Below are 21,888 nucleotides of genomic sequence, written 5' to 3'. Positions count from 1 at the left end.
GCTATCGGGGGCAAGCCCCCTCCCACATTGGACCGGTGCCCATCCATAGGGTCACAAACCGGACGCAGCAAAATCCGCCCACTAACCTTTCGATTCGATCCAAGTGCGGGCACAATGCGTGTCCTTTTTTGGCAGGCACCGCCGCAGGCTCTCAAAAATGATCAAAACGCCGTACTACCTCATCGATAAACAGAAGCTTCTGGTCAACATGCAGAAGATTGCTTACGTGCGCGAACAGTCCGGCGCCAAGGCTCTGCTGGCGCTCAAGTGCTTTGCCACCTGGTCGGTGTTCGACCTGATGCAGCAATACATGGACGGCACCACCTCGTCGTCGTTGTATGAGCTCAAGCTCGGCCGCCAGAAGTTCGAAGGCGAGGCGCACGCCTACAGCGTGGCCTGGGCCGACGATGAAATCGAAGAGATGCTGGATAACTGCGACAAAATCATCTTCAACTCCATCAGCCAGCTGCAGCGCTTTGCCGAGCGCAGCGAAGGCAAGACCCGCGGCCTGCGCGTCAACCCGCAGGTGAGCAGCTCCGACTACCTGCTGGCCGACCCGGCGCGTCCGTTCAGCCGCCTGGGCGAATGGGACCCGGTGAAGATCGAAGGTGTGATCGAGCAGATCTCTGGCTTCATGTTCCACAACAACTGCGAGAACGGCGACTTCAGCCTGTTCGACAAGATGCTCGGCGTCATCGAAGAACGCTTCGGCGCGCTGCTGCATAAGGTCGAGTGGGTCAGCCTCGGCGGCGGCATCCACTTCACCGGTGAAGACTATGCCGTGGACGCGTTCTGCGCCCGCCTGAAGGCGTTCTCCGAGAAGTACGGCGTGCAGGTGTACCTGGAACCCGGCGAAGCGGCAATCACCAACAGCGCCTCGTTGGAAGTGACCGTGCTCGACACCCTCTACAACGGCAAGAACCTCGCCGTGGTCGACAGCTCCATCGAAGCCCACCTGCTGGACCTGCTGATCTACCGCCTCAACGCCAAGCTGGCGCCAAGCGAGGGCGAACACACCTACATGGTGTGCGGCAAATCCTGCCTGGCCGGGGACATCTTCGGCGAGTATCAATTTGATCGTCCGTTGGCCATCGGCGATCGGCTGTCGTTCATCGACACCGCAGGCTACACCATGGTCAAGAAAAACTGGTTCAACGGCCTGAAAATGCCGTCCATCGTAGTGAAACAACTCGACGGTACAGTCGAGGTGGTTCGTGAATTTGGTTACGACGACTACCTGTCCAGCCTTTCGTAAGCTGGCGGATAAAGGAGAGATAAAGCAATTGAAAAAGAACGTTCTTATCATTGGTGCAGGAGGTGTCGCCAAGGTGGTGGCCCACAAGTGCGCGCAGCACAACGACGAACTCGGTCGTATTGCTATCGCGTCGCGCAACATCTCCAAATGCCAGGCCATCATCGACAGCGTCAAGGCCAAGGGTAGCCTCAAGGTACCCGCCGATATCCAAGCCTTCGCGCTGAACGCCCTGGACGTGGAAGCGACCAAGGCCCTGATCCGCGAGACCGACTCGCAGATCGTCATCAACGTCGGTTCCGCGTTCCTCAACATGTCGGTTTTGCGGGCCTGCATCGACACCGGCGTTGCGTACCTCGACACCGCCATCCACGAAGAGCCGGGCAAGGTCTGCGAGACCCCGCCGTGGTACGGCAACTACGAGTGGAACCACCTGGAAGAGTGCAAACAGAAGAACATCACCGCCATCCTTGGCGTGAGCTTCGACCCGGGTGTCGTCAACGCGTATGCCGCGCTGGCGCAGCAACAGCATTTCGACCGCATTGATTCGATCGACATCCTCGACGTCAATGCCGGCTCCCATGGCAAATACTTCGCCACCAATTTCGACCCGGAAATCAACTTCCGCGAGTTCACCGGACAGGTGTGGAGCTGGCAGAACAGCCAGTGGACCAGCAACACCATGTTCGAAGTCAAACGCACCGATGACCTGCCGGTCGTCGGTTCGCAGAACCTCTACCTGACCGGCCACGATGAAGTGCACTCGCTGTCGAAAAACCTCGACGTGCCCAACGTGCGTTTCTGGATGAGCTTCGGCGAACACTACATCAACGTGTTCACCGTGCTGAAAAACCTCGGCCTGCTTTCCGAAAAACCGGTCACCACCGCTGAAGGCCTGGAAGTCGTGCCGCTGAAAGTGGTCAAGGCCGTGTTGCCCGACCCGTCCTCGCTGGCCCCCGGCTACACCGGCAAGACCTGCATCGGCGACCTGGTCAAGGGCACCAAGAACGGCCAGCCCCACGAGATGTTCATCTACAACGTGGCGTGCCATGAAGAAGCCTTTGCCGAGACCGACAGCCAGGGCATCTCCTACACCGCCGGCGTACCACCGGTGGCCGCAGCGCTGCTGGTGGCTCGTGGCGAATGGGATGTGAAGCACATGGCCAACGTCGAGGAACTGCCGGCCGAGCCGTTCCTGAAGGCGCTGGATGTGATGGGGTTGCCGACTCGGATCAAAGACGAGAACGGTGATCGGGCTTGGGATGCGATTGCCTGATAGGCGATAGCGGCCCGAACAAAAAAATGCGCCCTCTGGGGCGCATTTTTTGTTTGGGGCAAACACAGCCCTCACGACCAATGAGGTCAACTGTGGGAGGGGGCTTGCCCCCGATGGCGGTGTGTCAGTCAACACATATATCAGCTGACACACTGCTATCGGGAGCAAGCCCCCTCCCACAGTTAAATTTCCAGAGTCTGTTATTCCAGATTCCGAGCCGAATTGCTCAGTGGCCTTGAACACTGCAAAAGCGCCGTTACACCGTGCATGACCTACTGCCCCCAAACACTTAATTTGGAGTGACGCCCTGTGGTGGTAGTAACCAATGCCGTGTAGTGGTCCACCCCAAAAAGACCCTCGCACCGTCGGCGGTCTGACCTTGCTGAGACAACACTTCGCCTGCGGCAGCCTTGCGCAAACCGATCATCACTGGCAGAAACCTTTCGCGGAAAGCCTGTGGTTGCTTAGCGAAACAAGCCTCGATCGACTTCAAGGCATATGTGCCTTCATGTTCGTTAAGCATCGCGAGGTAAAACACCATCTGGCGCCAGGCATAAGCTGTGTTCTTAAGCATTATCAACCGAGCATGGTAGGAATCAGTACGCACCAGGTGTCGTTTGCAGATCCACTCAAAGCTCGCCTGGACCATTCCCGCCAGCCGGGCGCTCAGCAAACCTTTCAACCCAAACTCGCCGAAAAGCAGCGCAAGGTTTTGCGTCGTTAAGATCTGCTGTTGCTCAAGGATGGTGCCATTAGTTGCAGGGTGCCAAGTGCCCAGCTCTGCCCCCGCCCGCTTTGCGCATAAGGCAGCAAAAGCCTCACTTGCACCTCGCGCACGCCGTCGCCCTCTTGTGACGAAGCCGGCCAGTTCGTCGGTATCGATAGAGTAGTAACGTGCATAAAGGGAGCCTGCGATTACCCGACTCGCTCGCCGAGCAGTGTCAGCGAACTTGGTTGAGAACTGCCCCATGAAGATATCTGCAGCGACCTCCTCCACAAAGGGAAGGTCTAGCTCCGCAGTGTCCACCAGCGTTCCAAATTCCTGGAGAAGCTTGTTAGGAAGGATGGCGTAGGGGAACGCATGAAGCGTCAATGCCGAAGACTCAACGAGAGCCTGGCTCGCTGCACCCGCTGCCCCGGTACCTGACTGTCGATCACCCTCAATGGCTGCAATCCAAGGCAACTCACTGAAGCCCACCTGACGTTGAAGATTTAATAGCAACAACGAACGCCTAAGGCGGAAAGCCTGATAGGTGGAGGCATAGACCTTCCTCAACGCTTCGTCGTGCAGCCCTGCGCTACTCAGCTGTGCGGTCATCGCGGGCAGTACTCGTGCGACTGTGTCACCCGAAGTAATCAGCCCATGCTCAATCAACTCGCTGATTGTTCCGCTGCGACAGCGTTGAACACGTCGCAGAATTGGCGCGGGTATCGCGACACCTTCGCCCAGTGCGCAATCCACCGCCTCTTGAACATCAAGCGGCTTGGCCAAATCGGCAAAATCAAAGATGCCACTGTGTGCGGGGTACTTAGAGAGGCGCTTTGCGACGGCACGCCCGATCAGATGATGCTCTGGTCCTGATACCTGGCGAAGCTGGTCCTCCCGGAACGCGAGGTGGGAGCCGGAATCCGGCGCACCATGTTTGCGCACAAAGTCATCGACTATTCGCCGTATGCGACCCACCTGACGCCCTGTAAGCGACTCTGCATCGCGAGAGCATTGCTCTAGCAACAGAAACAATTCCGCTACACGATCAGGAGAGCGTTTGTTGATTCCGAGTTGTTCATAACGCATAGCCAATTCGGCTGCCTGTTCGTGCCACTTTGCCGGGTAGATACGGCATGGCCAGCCCACCTGGTACGTCAGGAGGAAATGCGCGACGGCTGAATCATAAAGAGGTAGACGGGCTTCGATCGCCTGTTTCTGAGCAACGATTTGAGCCCGAGGTGGCAAGGTTGAAAGTAACTGCTTGACCTCACCTGCATTGGCGATGTGGACCTGCGTAGCTGATACCGGTAGCTGTGCGGACTTTGCCGGAAAGAAACGCAATCGGTCGAAAAACGGAACAATCACGTCTAGCAGTGCCCTGGCCTCGTCGTTGCGACGCTGGCTCGACAGCCATGCCACGGTCAGTAACGCGGCTTCTTCCGGAACATCAACGCGATAGTCACAACGGGTCAGACGCTGTTGCAGATGTTCAAGGCCTTCGTCTGTCAGATGCCAAGCGTTGAGATCCAGTCGCTCAAACCCTCTGCGAATGCCGGGAATAGAAGCGACCAATTCACGCTCATAGTCAGTTAACTCGCCACCCGCCAACAGGTTGCCGGTCGCAAAGCCGCCTGTAATGACTTCCAGCGTCACCCAGACAGGTATCTCGGCAAGCGGGGTTCGCGAGCCATACTCGGCGGTGCCTTGCAGCATGTGCGCAATCACTTGTTGCCACTGTGAGATACGTCTGTGGGCATTGAATCGGGCGAGAGGGCCACGGGTTTGATCGTGTGCAATCAATGCCTTGGAAAGTTGGAAGACCGCATAACCCGCGTCCATGCCAGTCACTCCGTTTGCTCTGGAGAGGTATCCAGATTGCCTTTTAATGTGATGGGTCCGGAGGCTGGATTCGAACCAGCGCCCACCCGGTTAAGAGCCGAGTGTTCTACCGCTGAACTACTCCGGAACAGGGGCGCATTGTCGGGCAACCGCTAAGGAATGTGAAGGTCACAGATGGTCATTAAGCAATGGCTGACGACACTGCTCTTTTTTTGTCAGAACCAGCGGGAATTATTCAAGTAGCGGCGTGCCAGCAGATGTATTCGGTACTGTTACACCGTTGCTGAGATAAACACAGCCCTCACGACCGATGAGGTCAACTGTAGCTGGCTTGCCGGCGATGGCGGTGTGTCATTTGTGTATTTGTTACTGACGTATCGCTATTGCCGGCAAGCCGGCTCTACAGTTGATTTGCAGCGGATGTTGGAGTGGAGTTATTCGAGGTTACGGGCTGAGTTACTCAGCGCTCTCGAACATTGCAACAACGCCGGCGCCAACTGTTTCTCTGCATCCGCCCTACTCCATCGGCTGGTCGGCGCCACCACATGCACCGCCGCCACCGGTCGACCATTGGCACCCAGTACCGGCGCGCCGATGGTCATGTCGCCCAGGAACAGTTCCTGGCCATTGACCGCATAGCCCTGCTCACGCACCTGCTGCAACGACGCCATGATTTCGTCGACTTCAGTCAGCGTCTGGCTGGTGTGGGCAATACGCTGACTGTTCTCGATCAACACCAGCGCTTCCTCCTGCGGCAACGCGCTCAAATACGCCCGCCCCGACGCCGTGCAGTACATCGGCACCCGCGAGCCGATCGGCATGTGCACCGGCACAAAACCCGCGCTGACGAACCGTGCGATGTAGGTCATGTCGTAGCCCGCAGGCTCGGTGAGGCACGAGGTCTCGCCGGTCAGCCGGGTCAACTCCGACAGGAACGGATTCGCCACCTCGATCAACGAATGCGCATCCAGGTAACTGAAGCCCAGCTCCAGCACCCGGGGTGTGAGTTGGTAATGCCGGGTGCGGGAGTGTTTCCGAAGGTAACCCAGGCTTTCGAGGGTAAACACCATGCGCTGGGCCGAGCTTTTGGTCATGCCGGCGGCCTCGGCCACCTCTGCAAGGCTCATGCTGCGGCGCTGTGCGCTGAATGCCTTGAGCACCGACAGGCCTTTTTCCAGGGATTGGTTGTGCAGACTGTTGCGTTCTTCGGACATGGCGGACTCGCGGTCAGGTCGATCAGGCGTGGTGATATTTCTACCTCAAATCACAGAAATAGACCAATTAATATCGCATAGCGATACGAACAGTTCATTTTGTCGATTTTCTATAGCGATATTCGATTCCAATCAATCGAAATGGCACAGAGCTTGCGATTTCATCGACAGCCGCTTGCGGTACTGACTATCCGTTTTCCTTCTGGAGTAACCCGATGAACAGTCTTTCGCCCTTGTTTCGCCGCCTCGCCTTCGGTCTTTGCGCCACGCTGTGCGTCACCGCGGTGCACGCAGAAAGTGCGTCCTCGTACAAAGTCGGTGCAACGGCCAGTGGTTCGCCGTTTACCTTCCTCGACATCAAGAGCAACAGCATCCAGGGCGTGATGGTCGACGTGGCCGAGGCCGTGGGCAAGGCTGGCGGCTTTACCAGCCAGATCGAGCAGACCAACTTCGCTGCGCTGATCCCCTCTCTCACCTCCGGCAAGTTGGATTTTATTTCCGCCGGCATGCTCAAGACCGAAGAGCGCACCAAGGTCGTCGACTTCAGCGCCCCGGTGTACGCCTACGGCGAAGGCATGATCATCAACGCCGACGACAACACCGCCTACCCTGACCTGATGCCGCTGAAGGATCAGGTGGTCGGCGTACAGGCCGGCACCGTCTTCTATGACCAGTTGAACAAGCTCGGCATCTTCAAGGAAATCCGCACCTACGACTCCATCGGCGAGATGGTCCGCGACCTGTCCCTGGGCCGCATCAAGGCCGCCGTGGGTGACCAGCCGGTGGTCGCCTACCAGATCCGCCAGAAGTTGTTCAAAGGCGTGAAACTCGCCCCTGACTACAAGCCCACCAACGTCGGCCAGGTGTGCCTGGTGGTGCGCAAGGGGGACGCGCAAACCCTGGAGCGCCTGAACACCGCCATTGCCAGCATCAAGGCAGACGGCACCCTCGACAGCATTCTCAAGAAGTGGGGCCTGGATACCCAGGTGCGCCCATGAAACCGGCGGAGTTCCTGCAGAACGCCCAGGACTTTTTGCCGATTCTGCTGCAAGGCGCGTGGGTGACGATCCAGATCACCGTGCTGTCGTTCCTGCTCAGCAGTGCCATCGGCCTGGTGCTGGCGTTGCTCAAGCTGTCGCCGATCCGTGCACTGTCGTGGGCGGCGAGCACCATCATCAATGTGATCCGTGGGCTGCCGATCATCGTGCAGTTGTTCTACATCTACTTCGTGCTGCCGGACATGGGCGTGCACCTCACCGCGTTCTACGCGGGCGTGATCGGCATGGGCATCGCCTACTCGGCGTACCAGGCCGAGAACTTCCGCACCGGCATCATTGCCGTCGAACAGGGCCAACGTGAAGCCGCCGAAGCGCTGGGCATGCGCTCGGCACTGATGATGCGCCGGGTGATCCTGCCGCAGGCGTTTCGCATCGCCCTGCCGCCGTACGGCAACACGTTGGTAATGATGCTCAAGGACTCGTCGCTGGTGTCCACCATCACCGTCGCGGAGATGACCCGCCAGGGCCAACTGATTGCCTCGTCGACCTTCCAGAACATGACCGTCTACACCCTGGTCGCCCTGCTCTACCTGCTGATGAGCCTGCCGCTGGTGTACGGCCTGCGCCGCATGGAACAACACCTGGGCCGGAGGAAAAAAGCATGATCGAGATTCGCCAACTGCAAAAACATTACGGCAGCCACCGCGTGCTGCACGGCGTAGACCTCGACGTGGCCAAGGGCGAAGTGGTATGCCTGATCGGGCCGTCGGGCTCAGGCAAATCCACCTTGCTGCGCTGCATCAACGCGCTGGAAGCCTATGACGGCGGGCACATCAACGTGTTCGGCGAAACCGTGCAGCGCGGCAGCAAGAGCGTACACGCCCTGCGCAGCCGCATGGGCATGGTGTTCCAGCGCTTCAACCTGTTCCCCCACCGCACCGTGCTGGAGAACGTGATGGAAGGCCCGGTGTACGTCAAAGGCGAGCCGCCCAGGCAGGCTCGCGAAGAAGCCCTGGTGCTGCTGGAAAAAGTCGGCCTGAGCGCCAAGGCCGAGGCCTACCCGGAGCAGCTCTCCGGCGGCCAGCAACAACGCGTGGCCATCGCCCGTGCCCTGGCGATGAAACCCGAAGCCATGCTGTTCGATGAGCCCACCTCGGCCCTCGACCCGGAACTGGTCGGTGATGTGCTGGCGGTGATGCGCACCCTGGCCGATGAGGGCATGACCATGATCGTCGTCACTCACGAAATGGGCTTTGCCCGCGAAGTGGCCGACCGTGTGTGCTTCCTGCATGGCGGCTACATCGTCGAAAGCGGGCCGGCCGAACAGGTGCTGGGCAACCCGCAGCATGCGCGGACCCAGGACTTCCTGCGGCGCGTGCTGCACCCTACCGGTAACACGCGGAGCCTGTCATGAAGTCATTGTGGTCAGCGACTGCGCCCTCAGTGGTGCCGACGCCTGCGTTGAGCGAGTCGGTGAAGGTGGACGTGGCGATTGTCGGCGCCGGGTATACCGGCTTGTCGACGGCGCTGCATTTGGCCGAGCGCGGCGTCAGCGTGTGCGTACTGGAGGCCAACGAGCCGGGCTGGGGCGCATCCGGACGCAACGGTGGGCAAGTCAACCCGACGCTCAAATACGACCCGCAGCAACTGGTGCAGATGTACGGAGCGGAGCGCGCCGAACCGTTGATCTCGACTGTATCGAACTCGGCCGACCTGGTGTTCAAGCTGATCGAAAAACACGGCATCGATTGCGCGCCGGTACGCAAAGGCTGGATGCAAGTGTCGTACAGCGAAAAAGGCGTCGCCGGGTTGCACGCACGGGCAGATCAATGGGCCAGGCGCGGTGTACCCGTGCAGCGGCTGGATGCCGCAGCGGTGGCTTCGCGCATGGGCAGTGAGGCGTTTGCCGGTGGCTGGCTGGACGGTCGCGCCGGGGCGATTCAGCCTTTGGCCTATGCCCGTGGGCTGGTGGGCGCGGCGTTGGTGGCGGGTGTGCGGATCCATGGGCAGAGCGCGGTGACCGGGTTGCAGCGCCAGGGTTGCGGCTGGCAATTGCAGACGGCTGGCGGTGCGCAGGTCACGGCCGATCAAGTGGTGTTGGCCACCAACGGCTACAGCGGCAACCTGTGGCCGGGCATGGCGCAGAGCATCCTGGCGGCGAACAGTTTTATTGTCGCCACCAAACCCTTGAGCGGGCAAGCGGCGGACAGCATCTTGCCGGGGCAGGAAACCGTCTCCACCGCACAACGGCTGCTGCTGTACTTTCGCAAAGACAGCCATGGCCGCTTGCTGATGGGCGGACGCGGGCTGTTCAACGACCCCACGTCACCCACGGATTTCGCCCACCTGGAACGCTCGCTGGCGCTGCTGTTTCCGCAATTGGGGCCACTGGAATTCGAATATCGCTGGGCGGGCCGTATTGCGATCACGCGGGACTTCATGCCCCATGTGCACCAGCCCGCGCCAGGGTTGACGTTGGCACTGGGCTGCAATGGCCGTGGCATCGCACTGTGTACCAGCCTGGGGCAGCAATTGGCGGGGCGGTTGTGCGACAGCACGGCGGAGTTCGCCTACCCGGTAACGCCGTTGCAGCGCTTGCCGATGCATGGGTTGCAGCGGTTTTACATAGGGGCCGGGGTGGCGTGGTACAGCTTGCTGGATCGGCTCAATGTGAGCTGAACAGAGCCCTCACTCACACCACTCCCCATGTGAGAGTGGGCTTGCCCGCGACAGCGGTGTGTCAGCCGCTGGATGTGCTGGCTGATGTACCGCCATCGCAGGCAAGCCAGCTCCCACACTGGATCTCCTTTTCTGGGAGAACCTATTGCACGCGTAAAGCGATTAATACTCTCAATCGCCAAAGGCGATCGCTCCCATGAACGGGGCGCACCCTCAAAACACCGACCACCCAATCCGCTCACTCAACAATTCCAACGCCTTCATCCCCGCCAGCGAGTTCCCCGCCGTATTCAACTCCGGCGACCACACGCACACCGTAAATTGCCCCGGCACCACCGCGACAATCCCGCCGCCCACCCCGCTCTTGCCCGGCAACCCCACGCGATAGGCAAAATTGCCTGCCTCGTCGTACAGCCCGCTGGTGGCCATGATCGAGTTGACCTGCTTGGTCTGGCGCGCCGTTAAAATCTGTTCGCCGCTGTGGGCACTCGTGCCTTCATTGGCCAGGAAGCTGAATGCCTTGGCCAAGTCCAGGCAGCTCATCTGCAAGGCGCAGTAGTTGAAGTAGCTGTGCAGCACCGCGTCCACGTCGTTGTGGAAGTTGCCAAAGGATTTCATCAGGTAGGCCATGGCCGCGTTGCGGGCGCCGTGCTGGGCCTCGGATTCGGCGACGACGCTGTTGACCAGGATCTGCGGGTTGCCCGACAGGCGCCGGACGAAATCGCGCATCGACAAGATCGGCACGGCGAAGCGCGATTGGTTGATGTCGCAGATCACCAGCGCACCGGCGTTGATGAACGGATTACGCGGGCGGCCACGTTCGAATTCCAGCTGCACCATGGAGTTGAATGGCTGCCCCGAAGGCTCATGGCCCAGGCGTTCCCAGATGGTTTCGCCACCGTGGTCGATGGCCTGCACCAGGCTGAACACCTTGGAAATGCTCTGCACCGAGAACAGCGTGTCGGCGTCACCGGCGCAGTAGGCCGAGCCGTCGTTGCCGTACACGGCGATGCCCAATTGGTTGGCAGGCACATCGGCCAATGCCGGGATGTAATCGGCGACTTTGCCGAGGCCGATCAGGGGGCGCACTTCGTCGAGGATCGACTCCAGCAGCGCCTGCATGTCTTGTCCAGTCATCTGTCTTTGAATCGGTGGTAAGCGGGGCGCGGATGATACCTGAAACACGCAGGTCAAGCTTCATCAGGGGCGCTTCGCACCCCAACGCGGGACAAGCCCGCTCGCCACAGAGGGAGTGGGGACTCCCTCGCCGCAGCTCAATGTTGCGTGCGCTCAAAAGTGCGCTACATCCGACACCCGCTCATCCAGCACATCCCGCGCCAGTGCCCAGGCCCGGTCCCGGGATTCCACCACCAGCAACGGATAACCCCAGGCCTTGCCGAACATCGCGGCAAACGGCTTGAGCGCCAGGCGCTGCGCGGCACTGGGCTCGACCTGGATCATGCCTTTGACGTAGGTATGCAGCGCCTGTTTGTTTTTCTTCATCCAGATCGACGCTTGCTTGCGCTCCTCATGGGAGTGTTCGTGATTGTTCTCGTCCACGGATTTTTCGTGCAGCAGCAGGAACGGTTGCTGGCGGGCCAGCAGGCTTTCGAACACGGCGAAGGCATCCTCCGGCCCACCTTCATTGGGCGCATCAAAGACGATTTTCACCACCGGGAATGTTGAACTGTCGAGTCGCATGGCCGAGCTCCTTGTTGAGAATTGATCTCACTATAAGGTTCAAGCCACTGGACGGCATTGCACAGAATAGCCAGACTGTTTCGCAATTCAGCCAACCTGCGATCCCTTGTCATGAAACACCATCGCCTGGAAATGCACGATCCGTCACTGTCCAGAGACGCCGACGTATTCCCCCGCGCCGTAGTGGCCGTAGGGGCCACCGCCACGTCGGATACCTGGGAACATACCCAGCATGCCCATCGCAAAGGCCAACTGATGTACACCTTGCGCGGGGTCATCCATTGCGAGATTGAGGCCGGTATCTGGATCGTGCCGCCGCAATGCGCGCTGTGGATTCCCGGCGGAACGCCTCACGCGGCACGGGGGGCTGGCGCTGCGGAAGTCTATTGCCTGCTGATCGACCCCGATGCCGCCTGCGCCCTGCCCCGGCAATGCTGCACGCTGGCGGTGTCGGCCCTGTTGCATGAGCTGATCAGCAAGGCGTTGAGTTTCCCGCAACTGTATGACGAGCACGGCGCCCAGGGCCGTTTGATCAGTACCTTGCTGGATGAATTGGCCGTCGCGCCTGTTGAAGCCCTGCACCTGCCCATGCCACAAGATCCGCGCCTGCGTCGCCTGGCCGACAGCCTGCTGGCTGAACCGGCGGACAAGTCCACCCTCGGTCAATGGGCGGTGCGCATCGGCATGAGCGAACGCAGCATGACGCGCCTGCTGCTGGAGGAACTGGGCCTGAGTTTTGGCCGTTGGCGCCGGCAGTTGCATGTAATCCTGTCGCTGCAACGCCTGGCCAGGGGTGAGAGCGTGCAACGCGTGGCCCTGGACCTGGGCTATGAGAACGCCAGCGGTTTTATCACCATGTTCCGCAAGACGGTAGGCCAGCCGCCGGCGCGTTACCTGGCGGACCGCGCCGGGGCATTGAGCTCGCTGGCCCCGGCGACGATTGCGCTGAACTGAAGGGGCTGGCTACCCGGATCTGCAGGCCTGCTCGCCACACAGTCAACTGTCCAGATCAGCCAAGCCCAAATGCTCACGCAACGTCGCCCCTTCATACGCGGTGCGGAACAGCCCCTTGCGCTGCAAATGCGGAATCACGCTCTCGACAAACTCCGTGAACGAGCCCGGCAAATACCCCGGAGAGATCACAAACCCGTCGCAACCGCCCTGCTCGAACAGCTCGGCCAGTTGATCGGCAATCTGCGCGCCGGTACCCACCAATTGCGGCACGCGCACGCTGCTGGCGAAGATGCGCCCAAGTTGTTCCAGGGTGGTTTGCGGGCCTTGCATCAACAGCTTTTCCGCCGCAGCCGGGTGGATCAGCGTCGACTGGGCGATCTCGGCCAGTGTCGCCGAAAGCGGGAATGGCGACAGGTCCACATTCAACTGCGAAGCCAGTGTCACCAGTCCCAGTTCCGGACGGGCCAGCGCATTGTGCCGATCGCGCTTGGCGCGGGCCTCGGCCTCGCTGCCACCCATGAACGGCATCACCGCCGTCAGCACTTTGCAGCTGTCGGCGTCACGCCCCTGCTGCACCACCTGGGCACGCACGTCATCGCGGAACGCACGCATGGCCGCCAAGTGCGGATGGATAGTGAAGATCGCCTCGGCCCAACGCGCACCGAAGCGCCGACCACGCCCGGAAGAACCGGCCTGGATCAGTACCGGTCGGCCCTGGGGCGTGCGCGGGATATTCAGCGGGCCTTCCACCCTGAACCACTCGCCCTGGTGCTGCACCGAACGGATCAATCCAGGGTCTGCCAGCACGCCGCTTTCGCGGTTCAGTTTCAGCGCGTCCTTGCCCCAGCTGTTCCACAGTTTCAGCGCAACTTCGACAAACTCATCGGCGCGGTCGTAGCGCAGGTCGTGCTCCAGGTGCTTGTCCTTGCCGAACAGGCGACCCTCGCTGTCGTTCATCGAGGTGACGATGTTCCACGCCGCGCGGCCCCTGGACAGGTGGTCGAGGGTGGCGAATTCACGGGCGATGTGCGCCGGTTCGTAATAGGTGGTGGACCGCGTTGCGCCCAGGCCCAGCCTGCTGGTCTTGCCGACCAGGTAAGACAGGATCGGCAACGGGTCCAGACGCGTGGCGTCCTGGGCGCCGTAGCGCAAGGCCAACTCGCGCGAGCCGCCCATCTGGTCGCCCACGGCCAGGCGGTCGGCGAAGAACAGGAAGTCGAACAGCCCCTCTTCCACCACCTTGGCGACCCGCGCGTAGTACTCGGGGTCGAGGTAATTGCCGACGGTTTCCGGGTGGCGCCACACCGCGTGGCTGTGCACCACGGGCCCACTCAACAGGAACGCGGATAAATGGATCTGGCGGCTCATGGCTTGGGCGTCCACACGGTAATGGCGCTGACCTGCAACGGCTTGGGAATCAGCTTGGCGGCGTAATAGGTGTCGGCGATGCGCTGTTGCTCGGCGAGGTTGTCCAGCTTGACCGGGATGATGTCGTAGCTGCGGCGGCTATTGGCGCGCTCGACCGTGGCCGGGGCGATATTGCCCCACAGCGGGCCAAGGATGGCGGCGGCTTCCTTGGGATGGGCTTTCACCCATTGGCCGGTCTCGCGCAGGGTGTCGAAGGTCACCTGCAACACGTCCGGGTGGGCCTTGGCGAACGTCGTCGTCGCCAGATAGAAACGGTTGTAGTCGGCCAGGCCGTCCTTGCCGTCGGCGATTACCCGCACATGGTGATCCAACTGTTGGGTGGCGAAGAACGGGTCCCAGATCACCCACGCGTCGACACTGCCATTAGCGAAGGCCGCGCCGCCATCCGGGGCTTCCAGGTAACGCGGGGTGATATCGGCCAGGGTCAGCCCGGCCTTTTTCAACGCCGAGATCAGCAGGTAGTTGCTGCCCGAGCCCTTGGACACGGCAACGGTCTTGCCCTTGAGGTCGGCGATGCTGTGGATCGGCGACGGGTCCTGAACGATGATCGCCTGGGCGCCCGGCGATGCGTTTTCCTGGGCGTAATAGGTCAGCGGTGCATCGGCGGCCTGGGTAAACAGCGCGAATGCGTCAGCCACATCGGCGTGCAGGTCGACGCTGCCGGCATTCAGCGAGCTAAGCAGGCCGGTGCTGAATTCATGCCAGTTCACCGTGAAGCCCAGGGGCTTGAGGCGCTGTTCCAACTGGCCATTTTGCTTGAGCAGGATCCACAGGGTGGATGAGCGCTGGTAGCTGATATCCAGGGTTTGCTCGGCCTGGGCCGCCGTGGCGGCGAACAGCAGGCTGGCGGCGACGATTAGGTTTTTGAACGTCATGGGAGGCCTTGGCGAGGAAGAAATGAAGGGCGCTGCTTATGCCAAAAAACCGCGTCAGGCCTGGCAATAAAGCTTGTTCGATTATATTAACGATGAGCAATGATGAAAGAATCTTATAATTCTATGGTTATGCCCAATTCATAGGCGGCAGGGAAAAGCGTCCTAAGCTCAGATCGAAAGAGTATTTAACGAATAGTTTTTAGAACTTTAAGCTCAGGCCTATTTCGTCACAGATCGAGCTCGCCATGTCCCTACCTCACCCCTTCGCCGCACTCCTCGGCTTGCTGGCTCTGTCCGTCGCCATCAGCGCGCAGGCCCAGGAAACCGTACGCATCGGTTACCAGAAGTCCTCGACCCTGATCACCCTGCTGAAAACCCAGGGCACCCTGGAAAAAGCCCTCAAGGCCGACAACATCGACGTGAGTTGGCACGAGTTCCCCAGCGGCCTGCCGCTGCTCGAAGCACTGAACGTGGGCAATGTGGATATCAGCGCCGACGTGGCCGACACCGTGCCGATCTTCGCCCAGGCGGCCCAGGCCAAACTCACCTATTTCGCCCAGGAAGCGCCCTCGCCCGCCGCCCAGGCCATCGTGGTACGCAAGGACTCGCCGATCCAGAACCTGGCGGACCTCAAGGGTAAGAAGATCGCCGTGACCAAGGCCGCTGGCACCCACTACTTGCTGATCGCCGCACTGGCCAAGGCGGGGCTGGCCTTTTCGGATATCGAACCGGCCTACCTGTCACCCGCCGACGGTCGCGCGGCGTTCGAGAACAACAAGGTGGACGCCTGGGTTACCTGGGAACCCTTCCTGACCAGCGTGCAGCGCCAATTGCCCACACGCACCCTGGCGGACGGCGCAGGGCTGGCCAGCTACAAGCGTTACTACCTGACCGGTACGCCGTACGCCAAGGCGCACCCGGAAGTATTGAGGGTGGTGTACGAGCAGTTGGAAAAAACCGGGCAGTGGGTGAAAACCCATCCCCAGGATGCAGCCAAGGTACTGGGGCCGTTGTGGGGCAACCTGGATGTAGCGACGGTTGAAGCAGCCAATGCGCACCGCAGCTACCTGGTGCAACCGGTGACGCTCGATCAGTTGGGCGAACAGCAAAAAATCGCCGATGCGTTCTTCAAGGCGGGGTTATTGCCCAAGGCGGTGGATGCCAAGGATGTACAGACCTGGAAGCCTTGAGGGCGTAACAGGGAGTACTGCAACTGTGGCGAGCGGGCTTGCCCCGCGTTGGGTTGCGAAGCGACCCTGGAAGGAGGAATGCGGTGAGTCAGGCACTCTTCGGCCGCTGGTGTGGGGGCTGCTTCGCAGCCCGACGCGGGGCAAGCCCGCTCGCCACAGATTTGGATCACGATGGTCACAACAGGGTGCGGGCCAGGGCCTTTTTCCATTCGGTGTAACGCCCCGCCATCGCGGGATCATCCTGCGGCTGAAACCGCTCCCGCTGCCGCTCCAGCGCCCCCAGCGCTGCATCACTCGCCCACACCCCCGACGCCCTCCCCGCCAGGTGCGCCGCGCCCAATGCCGAGACTTCGGGTGACAGGCTGCGCACCACCGGGCGTTGCAGCAGGTTGGCGAGGAACTGCATCAGCCAACGGTTGCGCGTCGCACCGCCGTCCACCCACAGCTCTTTCAACGGGCTGCCGATGTCCTGCTGCATGGCCTCGAACACATCGCGAATCTGATAACCGATGGACTCCAGCGACGCCCGCAGGATATGCGCACCGGAGGTGGCCTCGGTCAGCCCACAGATCAGACCCCGTGCATCGGCCTTCCAGTGGGGCGCGCCCAGCCCGGACAACGCCGGCACGAAATACACGCCGCCGTTATCCGACAGTTGCGCCGCCTGCTCGGTCAGGGCATCGAGGGATTCCCCCGCCACCAGGCGCGAGGCCCACTGCACGGCGGCGCCGGTATGGACGATGTTGCCTTCCATGCCGAACGTCGGTTGACCACCGTCGTGCCAGGCCAGGGTGGTGGACAAGCCGTGAGTCGAGGCAATCGGGCCGCCCATGGGCGTCATCAACGACGACCCTGTACCCAGTGTCGCTTTCACCAGCCCCGGCGCAAAGCCGCCCTGCCCGTACAGCGCAGCGTGGGAGTCGCCAATCATCGACATTACCGGGATGCCGGCGGGCAACCCGCCCGCCGCAACGGTTTCGGCAAAAAAGCCTGCACTGGGCTGGATGGGGGCCAATGCGGCCAATGGAATCTTGAACAGCGCCAGCAGCGCCGGGTCCCAGGCACAGGTGTGCAGGTTGAACAGTTGCGTGCGGGCGGCATTCGAGTAGTCGGTGGCGAACACCTGGCCGCCGCTGAGTTTCCACAGCAACCAGCTGTCCACCGTGCCCAGGCAGATATCACCGGCAGCGGCGCGTGCGTGGCCATCCTCAAGGTGGTCGAGAATCCAACGGAACTTGCCGGCCGAGAACATCGGGTCCAAGGCCAACCCGGTTTTTTCCAGGATCAGCGCTTCATGCCCCTGCTCATGCAACTGGGCACACAACGCGGTGGAGCGCCGGCATTGCCAACTGATGCACGGCGACAGCGCTTCGCCGGTATGCGGGTCCCAGGCCACCACCGATTCTCGCTGGTTGCTGATGGCCAGCGCGGTGATCGGCCGGTCCACCTGGGCCAGGCACTCCTCAATGGCGGCCAGGGTGCTGTGCCAGATCAGCAGCGGGTCCTGCTCGGAAAACCCCGGCTGCGGATGGGTAATGCTCAGCGGCCGCGAGCCCCGCGCAATCACCTGTCCGCGCTCGTTGACCAGCACCGCCTTGGCGTTGCTGGTGCCTTCATCTATCGCCAGGATCAGCGGCGTATTGTCTGTCATCGCATTCACCGCAACCGAGTGGCAGCCGCCACAATCCCAGCCGCGTCGATGTTATGCAAGGCGCGGGTCGGTTCGCGAGCGCCGGCGGCGGCATATTCACCATCGCCGATGCCCAGGCGCACCAGGGCAATCCCCAGCCCGGCTTCGGCCAGCACTTCGGCCACCAGGCTGCCGACGCCACCGTTGATGTTGTGCTCTTCAACCGTGATGACCGCCCGCGTGCCACGCAGGGCGCTGAGCAACACGTCACGCTGCAATGGCCGGATCGACGACAGGTTGATCACCTGCGCCTGGATACCCTGCTCCGCCAGCACCCGTGCCGCATCCAGCGCTTCATGCACCACCGAGCCCAGGGCGACGATGCTCACGTCCGCGCCCTGGCGCAGGATATCCACCTGCCCTGGGGCAAATTGATAGTCGCCCGTGTGCAGGTCCGGCAACGCCTTGCCGTCAAGCCGGATATACACCGGGCCGTGGTAGCGCAGCGCGTAGTCGACGATCTGCCGGCATTCAAGCGCGTCGGCCGGAGCAAAGATCTGCACGTTGCCAAAGCCGCGCATTACCGAAATATCGTCGAGGCTGTGGTGCGTGCTGGCCAACGGGCCGTAACTGGCACCGGCATTCAGGCCGAACATCTTCACGTTGGCCTGGTTGTAGCAGACGTCGACTTTGATCTGCTCATTGGCCCGCGAAATCAGGAATGGCGCTGCGTTGCAGGTCGCAGCGATCTTGCCGCCCAGGGCAAGGCCCGCCGCGACGCTGACCAGCGACTGCTCGGCAATCCCCACATTGATCAGACGCTCGGGAAAGCGCTGCACAAACGGCCCGATCTTGGCCGTGGAGGTGGAATCGCTGACCACCGGCACCACGTCCAGCCCGGCATCGACGGCGGCAATAAAGGCTTCCACCATGACGCTCGCCAGATGTTCACTCGCCATGATTCAACTCCTCCAGTGCCGCGTTGATTTCATCACCCTTGGGCACGCGGTGGTGCCATTCGGGACGGGCTTCGATAAACGACACGCCCTTGCCTTTGATGGTGTGGGCGATCAGCACCTGGGGCGCGCCGGTCTTGGCCTGCATGCTTTCCAGGGCTTCGATCAACTGGCCCGCGTCGTTGCCGTCGCACTCGCTGACACGAAAACCGAAGGCCGCCCATTTCACGTCCAGCGGGTCCAGCGGCATGATGTCCGCCGTCAGGCCCGCCAGTTGCAGCTTGTTCTTGTCGACGATCACGAACAGGTTATCCAGGCCGTATTTGGCCGCCGCCATCGCCGCTTCCCAGTTGGAGCCTTCAGCCAATTCACCGTCGCCGGTCAGCACATAGATGCGTTTTTTGCTGCCGGACATCTTCGCCGCCAGCGCCAGCCCCACCGCCACCGGCAGGCCGTGGCCGAGGGCGCCGGTGTTCAGTTCGATGCCAGGGGTTTTCTGCCGCACCGGGTGACCCGGCAGGTGGGAGTTGAAGTGCTGGTAGGTGGGCAGCCAGTCGACGGGGATGTAGCCCGCCTGCGCCAGGCAGCAATACAAACCACCGACACCGTGGCCCTTGCTCTGGATATAGATATCGCGCTCAGGGTCTTCAGTGCGTTCCGGCCCGGTATTGAGAATGCGGAAATACAGGGTGGCAAGAATATCGGTTTCCGAGAGATCGGCCCCGGTGTGGCCGCCGGCCGGTGAGTCGGCATTCAGGCGGATCACATGGCGCCGGATCAGGCGGGCCTGTTCTTTGATCTGGTGGGCGTCGTACTGGAAGGCATTCATGCAGCGGCTCCTTTGAGGCTGACCACGCGGGGTAAAAGTATGCAAAGCTGTATTTGAATATTTATTCAGCAGTGACAATATATTTCTATTTAGACGCCGAACGCTCGACAGGTCAAGTGAATGACCGGTGGAAAAATCAAATAAAACCTGGAAATGTCCCTCGGACAAACGGCCGAAATCCCACATGCGCGTATCTATCCCGTGGCTTTGCGCCGGATGAAAGTCGCGATCCAGAGGCCTGTTGGAAAAATTAAGCGCTTGACATTGCCACGGTGGCACTGGAATCTGAATTAACAGTCAAGCACGCATAAATATTCAGCGCACTTGAAAGCACTCCAAAAAAAATAAATCAGGAGAACACTGTGGACGCCAAAGCTACTATCCAGCATCCGGCCGAACTCAAGCCGCCCCACCGCCCCCGGTTGGTGAAACTGCTTCCCAGCAATATCGGCGGCCCGCTGATCGGCCTGGTGTTGCTGGTGCTGGTCTTCTCCTTCAGTTCCGAATTCTTCTTCTCGCTGCGCAATGGCCTGAATATTCTTGATCAGGTCACGGTGCTGGGCATCCTCGCAATTGGCATGACCGCCGTGATCGTGATCGGCGGCATCGACCTGTCGGTGGGGTCGGTGCTGGCCTTCTCGATGATGATGCTCGGCTGGCTGTACCAGGATCAGGCGGTGCCACTGGGGTTTGCGATCCCGATCTCGATAGCCAGCGGCATGCTCGCCGGGCTGGTGTCCGGCGCCTTGATCACCTATGCCAAGCTGCCGCCGTTCATTGCCACGCTGACCATGATGTCGGTGGCCCGTGGCCTGGCGAACATCCTCACCGAAGGCCGGCAGATCGTCGGTTACCCGGACTGGTTCACCAGCCTGGCCACGGTGCGTCACTTCGGCTTTCTCTCGGCAACCGTCGGGCTGTTCCTGGTGATGCTGGTGGTGGCCTGGGTGTTCCTGCGCTTTCGCGCCGGCGGCCGTAACCTGTACGCCATGGGCGGCAGCCCGGAAGTGGCGCGCCTGTCCGGCATCAAGGTGCGGGCGATCACCCTTTGGGTATACGCCATCAGCGGTGCGCTGGCCGGCATCGCCGCCGTGACCCTGGCCGCGCGCCTGGACTCGTCTCAACCCAGCGCCGGCCTGAGCCTGGAACTGGACGCCATCGCCGCCGTCGTAATTGGCGGCGCCAGCCTCAGCGGTGGCGTCGGCAGCATCGGCGGCACCCTGGTCGGTGTGCTGATCATTGGCGTGCTGCGCAATGGTCTCAACCTGCTGGGCGTTTCGCCCTTCATTCAGCAAGTGGTGATCGGCGTGGTCATCGCCCTCGCCGTGACCATCGACACCCTGCGACGCCGCTCCAGCACTGCCCGTTAAACCTGTTCGACAGTTGACACCCTCCAACAATAAAACCAGGAGTCACCGACATGTTCAGCCCCAAGAAACTGCTGTTGGCCACCGCCCTCGCGGCTGCCACCCTCACCGCTGCCGGCACCACCTGGGCCAAGGACCTGACCATCGGCCTGGCCGTGGCCAACCTGCAGGCCGACTTCTTCAACCAGATCAAGCAATCGGTGGAAGCCGAGGGCAAGGCCAAGGGCATCAAGGTGATCACCGTGGATGCCCAGGGCAACTCCTCCACCCAGGTCAGCCAGATTGAAGACCTGATCACCCGCCAGATCGATGTGCTGATCTATATCCCTGCTGGTGCCACTGCCGCCGGCGTCCCGGTAAAAGCCGCCAAGGCCGCCGGCATCCCGGTGATCGCCGTGGACCGCAACGCACCCGATGCACCGGGTGACACCTTTATCGCCAGCGACAGCGTCGCCGGGGCCAAGACCCTGGCCGAATACGTCGGCAAGATCACCGATGGCAAGGGCCGCATCGCGATCCTGCAAGGCCAGCTCGGCACCACCCCCGAGAACGATCGCGCCAAGGGTTTCGAAGAAGGCTTGAAAGCTTTCCCGGACCTCAAGGTCGTCGCCCAGCAACCCGCCGAGTGGGCCCAGGACAAAGGCTTCGCCGTGGCCCAGGACCTGCTCCAGCGTGACCCGAACATCACCGTGTTCTTCGGCCGTGCCGATGCCATGGCCTTGGGCGCTGCCCAGGCGGTGAAGGTCGGCAACCTCGACCACAAGGTCGTGGTGGTCGGTTTCGACGGTGACGTCGCCGGGCTCAAGGCCGTGGAAAGTGGCGTGCTGAATGCAACCATGACCCAGCAGACCCAGAAGATGGGCCGCCTGGCCGTGGCATCGGCCATCGACCTGAACGCCGGCAAGGCCGTGCCCAAGGAGCAACTGTTGCCCACTGTGCTGACCACCAAAGAAAACGTCGCGCCGTTCCTGCAACAGCACCCGTAAGCCTT

At 61.3% G+C, this 21,888-nt stretch carries 19 protein-coding genes and 1 tRNA gene; 10 read left to right on the top strand and 10 right to left on the bottom strand.

Going from position 1 to position 21,888, the window contains the following annotated elements; all coding sequences use genetic code 11:
• Window positions 1-157 precede the first annotated feature (157 nt).
• Together BM017_RS14155 and BM017_RS14150 are read left to right on the top strand one after the other, a co-directional pair.
• Complete coding sequence (locus BM017_RS14155; RefSeq protein WP_092245260.1) at window positions 158-1,255, top strand: carboxynorspermidine decarboxylase; 1,098 nt, start codon at window positions 158-160, stop codon at window positions 1,253-1,255.
• Between the two features lie 28 nt (window positions 1,256-1,283).
• Window positions 1,284-2,528 carry a saccharopine dehydrogenase family protein gene (locus BM017_RS14150; RefSeq protein ID WP_092245257.1) on the top strand — a complete coding sequence of 415 codons (1,245 nt, stop codon included), beginning with the start codon at window positions 1,284-1,286 and terminating at the stop codon, window positions 2,526-2,528.
• A gap of 289 nt (window positions 2,529-2,817) precedes the next feature.
• Here BM017_RS14150 and BM017_RS14145 read toward each other — a convergent pair whose 3' ends face one another.
• From BM017_RS14145 to BM017_RS14135, 3 genes are all read right to left on the bottom strand, one after another.
• A complete protein-coding gene (locus BM017_RS14145) occupies window positions 2,818-5,076 on the bottom strand; it encodes a hypothetical protein (protein ID WP_092245254.1) in 2,259 nt (752 codons plus the stop codon).
• Window positions 5,077-5,128: 52 nt separating this feature from the next.
• Window positions 5,129-5,203, bottom strand: a tRNA-Lys gene (locus tag BM017_RS14140).
• A gap of 307 nt (window positions 5,204-5,510) precedes the next feature.
• A complete protein-coding gene (locus BM017_RS14135) occupies window positions 5,511-6,290 on the bottom strand; it encodes an IclR family transcriptional regulator (protein ID WP_092245251.1) in 780 nt (259 codons plus the stop codon).
• A 215-nt stretch (window positions 6,291-6,505) separates the two neighbouring features.
• On the opposite strand from BM017_RS14135, the gene BM017_RS14130 reads away from it, so the two are divergent.
• The 4 genes from BM017_RS14130 to BM017_RS14115 are packed head-to-tail and all read left to right on the top strand — an operon-like array spanning window position 6,506 to window position 9,967.
• Window positions 6,506-7,288: an ABC transporter substrate-binding protein gene (locus BM017_RS14130; protein ID WP_092245248.1), complete on the top strand. Its 783-nt coding sequence runs from the start codon at window positions 6,506-6,508 to the stop codon at window positions 7,286-7,288.
• Window positions 7,285-7,953: an amino acid ABC transporter permease gene (locus BM017_RS14125; RefSeq protein WP_092245245.1), complete on the top strand. Its 669-nt coding sequence runs from the start codon at window positions 7,285-7,287 to the stop codon at window positions 7,951-7,953. Before BM017_RS14130 ends, BM017_RS14125 begins: the two co-directional genes overlap by 4 nt.
• Window positions 7,950-8,702, top strand: a complete 753-nt coding sequence (locus tag BM017_RS14120) for an amino acid ABC transporter ATP-binding protein (RefSeq protein WP_071491759.1) — start codon at window positions 7,950-7,952, stop codon at window positions 8,700-8,702. The genes BM017_RS14125 and BM017_RS14120 overlap by 4 nt, the downstream gene beginning before the upstream one ends.
• Window positions 8,699-9,967, top strand: coding sequence for an NAD(P)/FAD-dependent oxidoreductase (locus tag BM017_RS14115; protein WP_092245242.1), 1,269 nt, complete (start codon window positions 8,699-8,701; stop codon window positions 9,965-9,967). Before BM017_RS14120 ends, BM017_RS14115 begins: the two co-directional genes overlap by 4 nt.
• A 213-nt stretch (window positions 9,968-10,180) precedes the next feature.
• On the opposite strand, the gene glsB is transcribed toward BM017_RS14115, so the two are convergent.
• Both glsB and BM017_RS14105 read right to left on the bottom strand, forming a co-directional pair.
• Window positions 10,181-11,089 carry a glutaminase B gene (gene glsB, locus BM017_RS14110; protein WP_071491761.1) on the bottom strand — a complete coding sequence of 303 codons (909 nt, stop codon included), beginning with the start codon at window positions 11,087-11,089 and terminating at the stop codon, window positions 10,181-10,183.
• 168 nt (window positions 11,090-11,257) lie between these two features.
• Entirely contained in the window at window positions 11,258-11,668 is a 411-nt protein-coding gene (locus BM017_RS14105; RefSeq protein WP_071491762.1) for a hypothetical protein, read from the bottom strand.
• A 111-nt stretch (window positions 11,669-11,779) separates the two neighbouring features.
• Between BM017_RS14105 and BM017_RS14100 the strand changes: the two genes are divergently transcribed.
• Window positions 11,780-12,622 carry an AraC family transcriptional regulator gene (locus BM017_RS14100; protein WP_092245240.1) on the top strand — a complete coding sequence of 281 codons (843 nt, stop codon included), beginning with the start codon at window positions 11,780-11,782 and terminating at the stop codon, window positions 12,620-12,622.
• A 42-nt stretch (window positions 12,623-12,664) separates the two neighbouring features.
• Here the strand turns inward: BM017_RS14100 and BM017_RS14095 are convergent, their stop codons facing one another.
• The gene (locus tag BM017_RS14095) at window positions 12,665-13,990 is read right to left on the bottom strand and encodes an LLM class flavin-dependent oxidoreductase (RefSeq protein WP_092245236.1); all 1,326 of its coding nucleotides are present in this window, start codon (window positions 13,988-13,990) and stop codon (window positions 12,665-12,667) included.
• Window positions 13,987-14,925, bottom strand: a complete 939-nt coding sequence (locus BM017_RS14090; protein WP_092245233.1) for an aliphatic sulfonate ABC transporter substrate-binding protein — start codon at window positions 14,923-14,925, stop codon at window positions 13,987-13,989. Before BM017_RS14090 ends, BM017_RS14095 begins: the two co-directional genes overlap by 4 nt.
• A 245-nt stretch (window positions 14,926-15,170) precedes the next feature.
• Between BM017_RS14090 and BM017_RS14085 the strand changes: the two genes are divergently transcribed.
• A complete protein-coding gene (locus tag BM017_RS14085; RefSeq protein WP_092245230.1) occupies window positions 15,171-16,115 on the top strand; it encodes an aliphatic sulfonate ABC transporter substrate-binding protein in 945 nt (314 codons plus the stop codon).
• 175 nt (window positions 16,116-16,290) lie between these two features.
• Here the strand turns inward: BM017_RS14085 and BM017_RS14080 are convergent, their stop codons facing one another.
• Genes BM017_RS14080 through BM017_RS14070 form a run of 3 tightly spaced genes read right to left on the bottom strand, consistent with a single transcriptional unit; the run spans window position 16,291 to window position 19,530 of the window.
• Window positions 16,291-17,766, bottom strand: coding sequence for an FGGY family carbohydrate kinase (locus BM017_RS14080; RefSeq protein ID WP_092245227.1), 1,476 nt, complete (start codon window positions 17,764-17,766; stop codon window positions 16,291-16,293).
• Window positions 17,767-17,771: 5 nt separating this feature from the next.
• Window positions 17,772-18,704, bottom strand: coding sequence for a transketolase family protein (locus BM017_RS14075; protein ID WP_092245224.1), 933 nt, complete (start codon window positions 18,702-18,704; stop codon window positions 17,772-17,774).
• Complete coding sequence (locus BM017_RS14070) at window positions 18,694-19,530, bottom strand: transketolase (RefSeq protein ID WP_092245221.1); 837 nt, start codon at window positions 19,528-19,530, stop codon at window positions 18,694-18,696. Before BM017_RS14070 ends, BM017_RS14075 begins: the two co-directional genes overlap by 11 nt.
• A gap of 362 nt (window positions 19,531-19,892) precedes the next feature.
• On the opposite strand from BM017_RS14070, the gene BM017_RS14065 reads away from it, so the two are divergent.
• Together BM017_RS14065 and BM017_RS14060 are read left to right on the top strand one after the other, a co-directional pair.
• Window positions 19,893-20,900, top strand: coding sequence for an ABC transporter permease (locus BM017_RS14065; protein WP_092245218.1), 1,008 nt, complete (start codon window positions 19,893-19,895; stop codon window positions 20,898-20,900).
• 50 nt (window positions 20,901-20,950) lie between these two features.
• Window positions 20,951-21,883 carry a sugar ABC transporter substrate-binding protein gene (locus BM017_RS14060; RefSeq protein WP_092245215.1) on the top strand — a complete coding sequence of 311 codons (933 nt, stop codon included), beginning with the start codon at window positions 20,951-20,953 and terminating at the stop codon, window positions 21,881-21,883.
• Window positions 21,884-21,888 lie beyond the last annotated feature (5 nt).

The sequence above is a fragment of the Pseudomonas sp. NFPP04 genome, from assembly GCF_900113815.1.
Classification (GTDB): Bacteria; Pseudomonadota; Gammaproteobacteria; order Pseudomonadales; family Pseudomonadaceae; genus Aquipseudomonas; species Aquipseudomonas extremorientalis.
This window is presented reverse-complemented; position numbering and strand designations above follow the sequence as displayed.

Bases quoted from the DNA above. Each gene is read 5' to 3' on its own strand.
- BM017_RS14155 (WP_092245260.1), top strand. From the start codon at position 158: ATGATCAAAACGCCGTACTACCTCATCGATAAACAGAAGCTTCTGGTC.
- BM017_RS14145 (WP_092245254.1), bottom strand. From the start codon at position 5,076: ATGGACGCGGGTTATGCGGTCTTCCAACTTTCCAAGGCATTGATTGCA.
- BM017_RS14135 (WP_092245251.1), bottom strand. From the start codon at position 6,290: ATGTCCGAAGAACGCAACAGTCTGCACAACCAATCCCTGGAAAAAGGC.
- BM017_RS14130 (WP_092245248.1), top strand. From the start codon at position 6,506: ATGAACAGTCTTTCGCCCTTGTTTCGCCGCCTCGCCTTCGGTCTTTGC.
- BM017_RS14125 (WP_092245245.1), top strand. From the start codon at position 7,285: ATGAAACCGGCGGAGTTCCTGCAGAACGCCCAGGACTTTTTGCCGATT.
- BM017_RS14120 (WP_071491759.1), top strand. From the start codon at position 7,950: ATGATCGAGATTCGCCAACTGCAAAAACATTACGGCAGCCACCGCGTG.
- BM017_RS14115 (WP_092245242.1), top strand. From the start codon at position 8,699: ATGAAGTCATTGTGGTCAGCGACTGCGCCCTCAGTGGTGCCGACGCCT.
- glsB (WP_071491761.1), bottom strand. From the start codon at position 11,089: ATGCAGGCGCTGCTGGAGTCGATCCTCGACGAAGTGCGCCCCCTGATC.
- BM017_RS14105 (WP_071491762.1), bottom strand. From the start codon at position 11,668: ATGCGACTCGACAGTTCAACATTCCCGGTGGTGAAAATCGTCTTTGAT.
- BM017_RS14100 (WP_092245240.1), top strand. From the start codon at position 11,780: ATGAAACACCATCGCCTGGAAATGCACGATCCGTCACTGTCCAGAGAC.
- BM017_RS14095 (WP_092245236.1), bottom strand. From the start codon at position 13,990: ATGAGCCGCCAGATCCATTTATCCGCGTTCCTGTTGAGTGGGCCCGTG.
- BM017_RS14090 (WP_092245233.1), bottom strand. From the start codon at position 14,925: ATGACGTTCAAAAACCTAATCGTCGCCGCCAGCCTGCTGTTCGCCGCC.
- BM017_RS14085 (WP_092245230.1), top strand. From the start codon at position 15,171: ATGTCCCTACCTCACCCCTTCGCCGCACTCCTCGGCTTGCTGGCTCTG.
- BM017_RS14080 (WP_092245227.1), bottom strand. From the start codon at position 17,766: ATGACAGACAATACGCCGCTGATCCTGGCGATAGATGAAGGCACCAGC.
- BM017_RS14075 (WP_092245224.1), bottom strand. From the start codon at position 18,704: ATGGCGAGTGAACATCTGGCGAGCGTCATGGTGGAAGCCTTTATTGCC.
- BM017_RS14070 (WP_092245221.1), bottom strand. From the start codon at position 19,530: ATGAATGCCTTCCAGTACGACGCCCACCAGATCAAAGAACAGGCCCGC.
- BM017_RS14060 (WP_092245215.1), top strand. From the start codon at position 20,951: ATGTTCAGCCCCAAGAAACTGCTGTTGGCCACCGCCCTCGCGGCTGCC.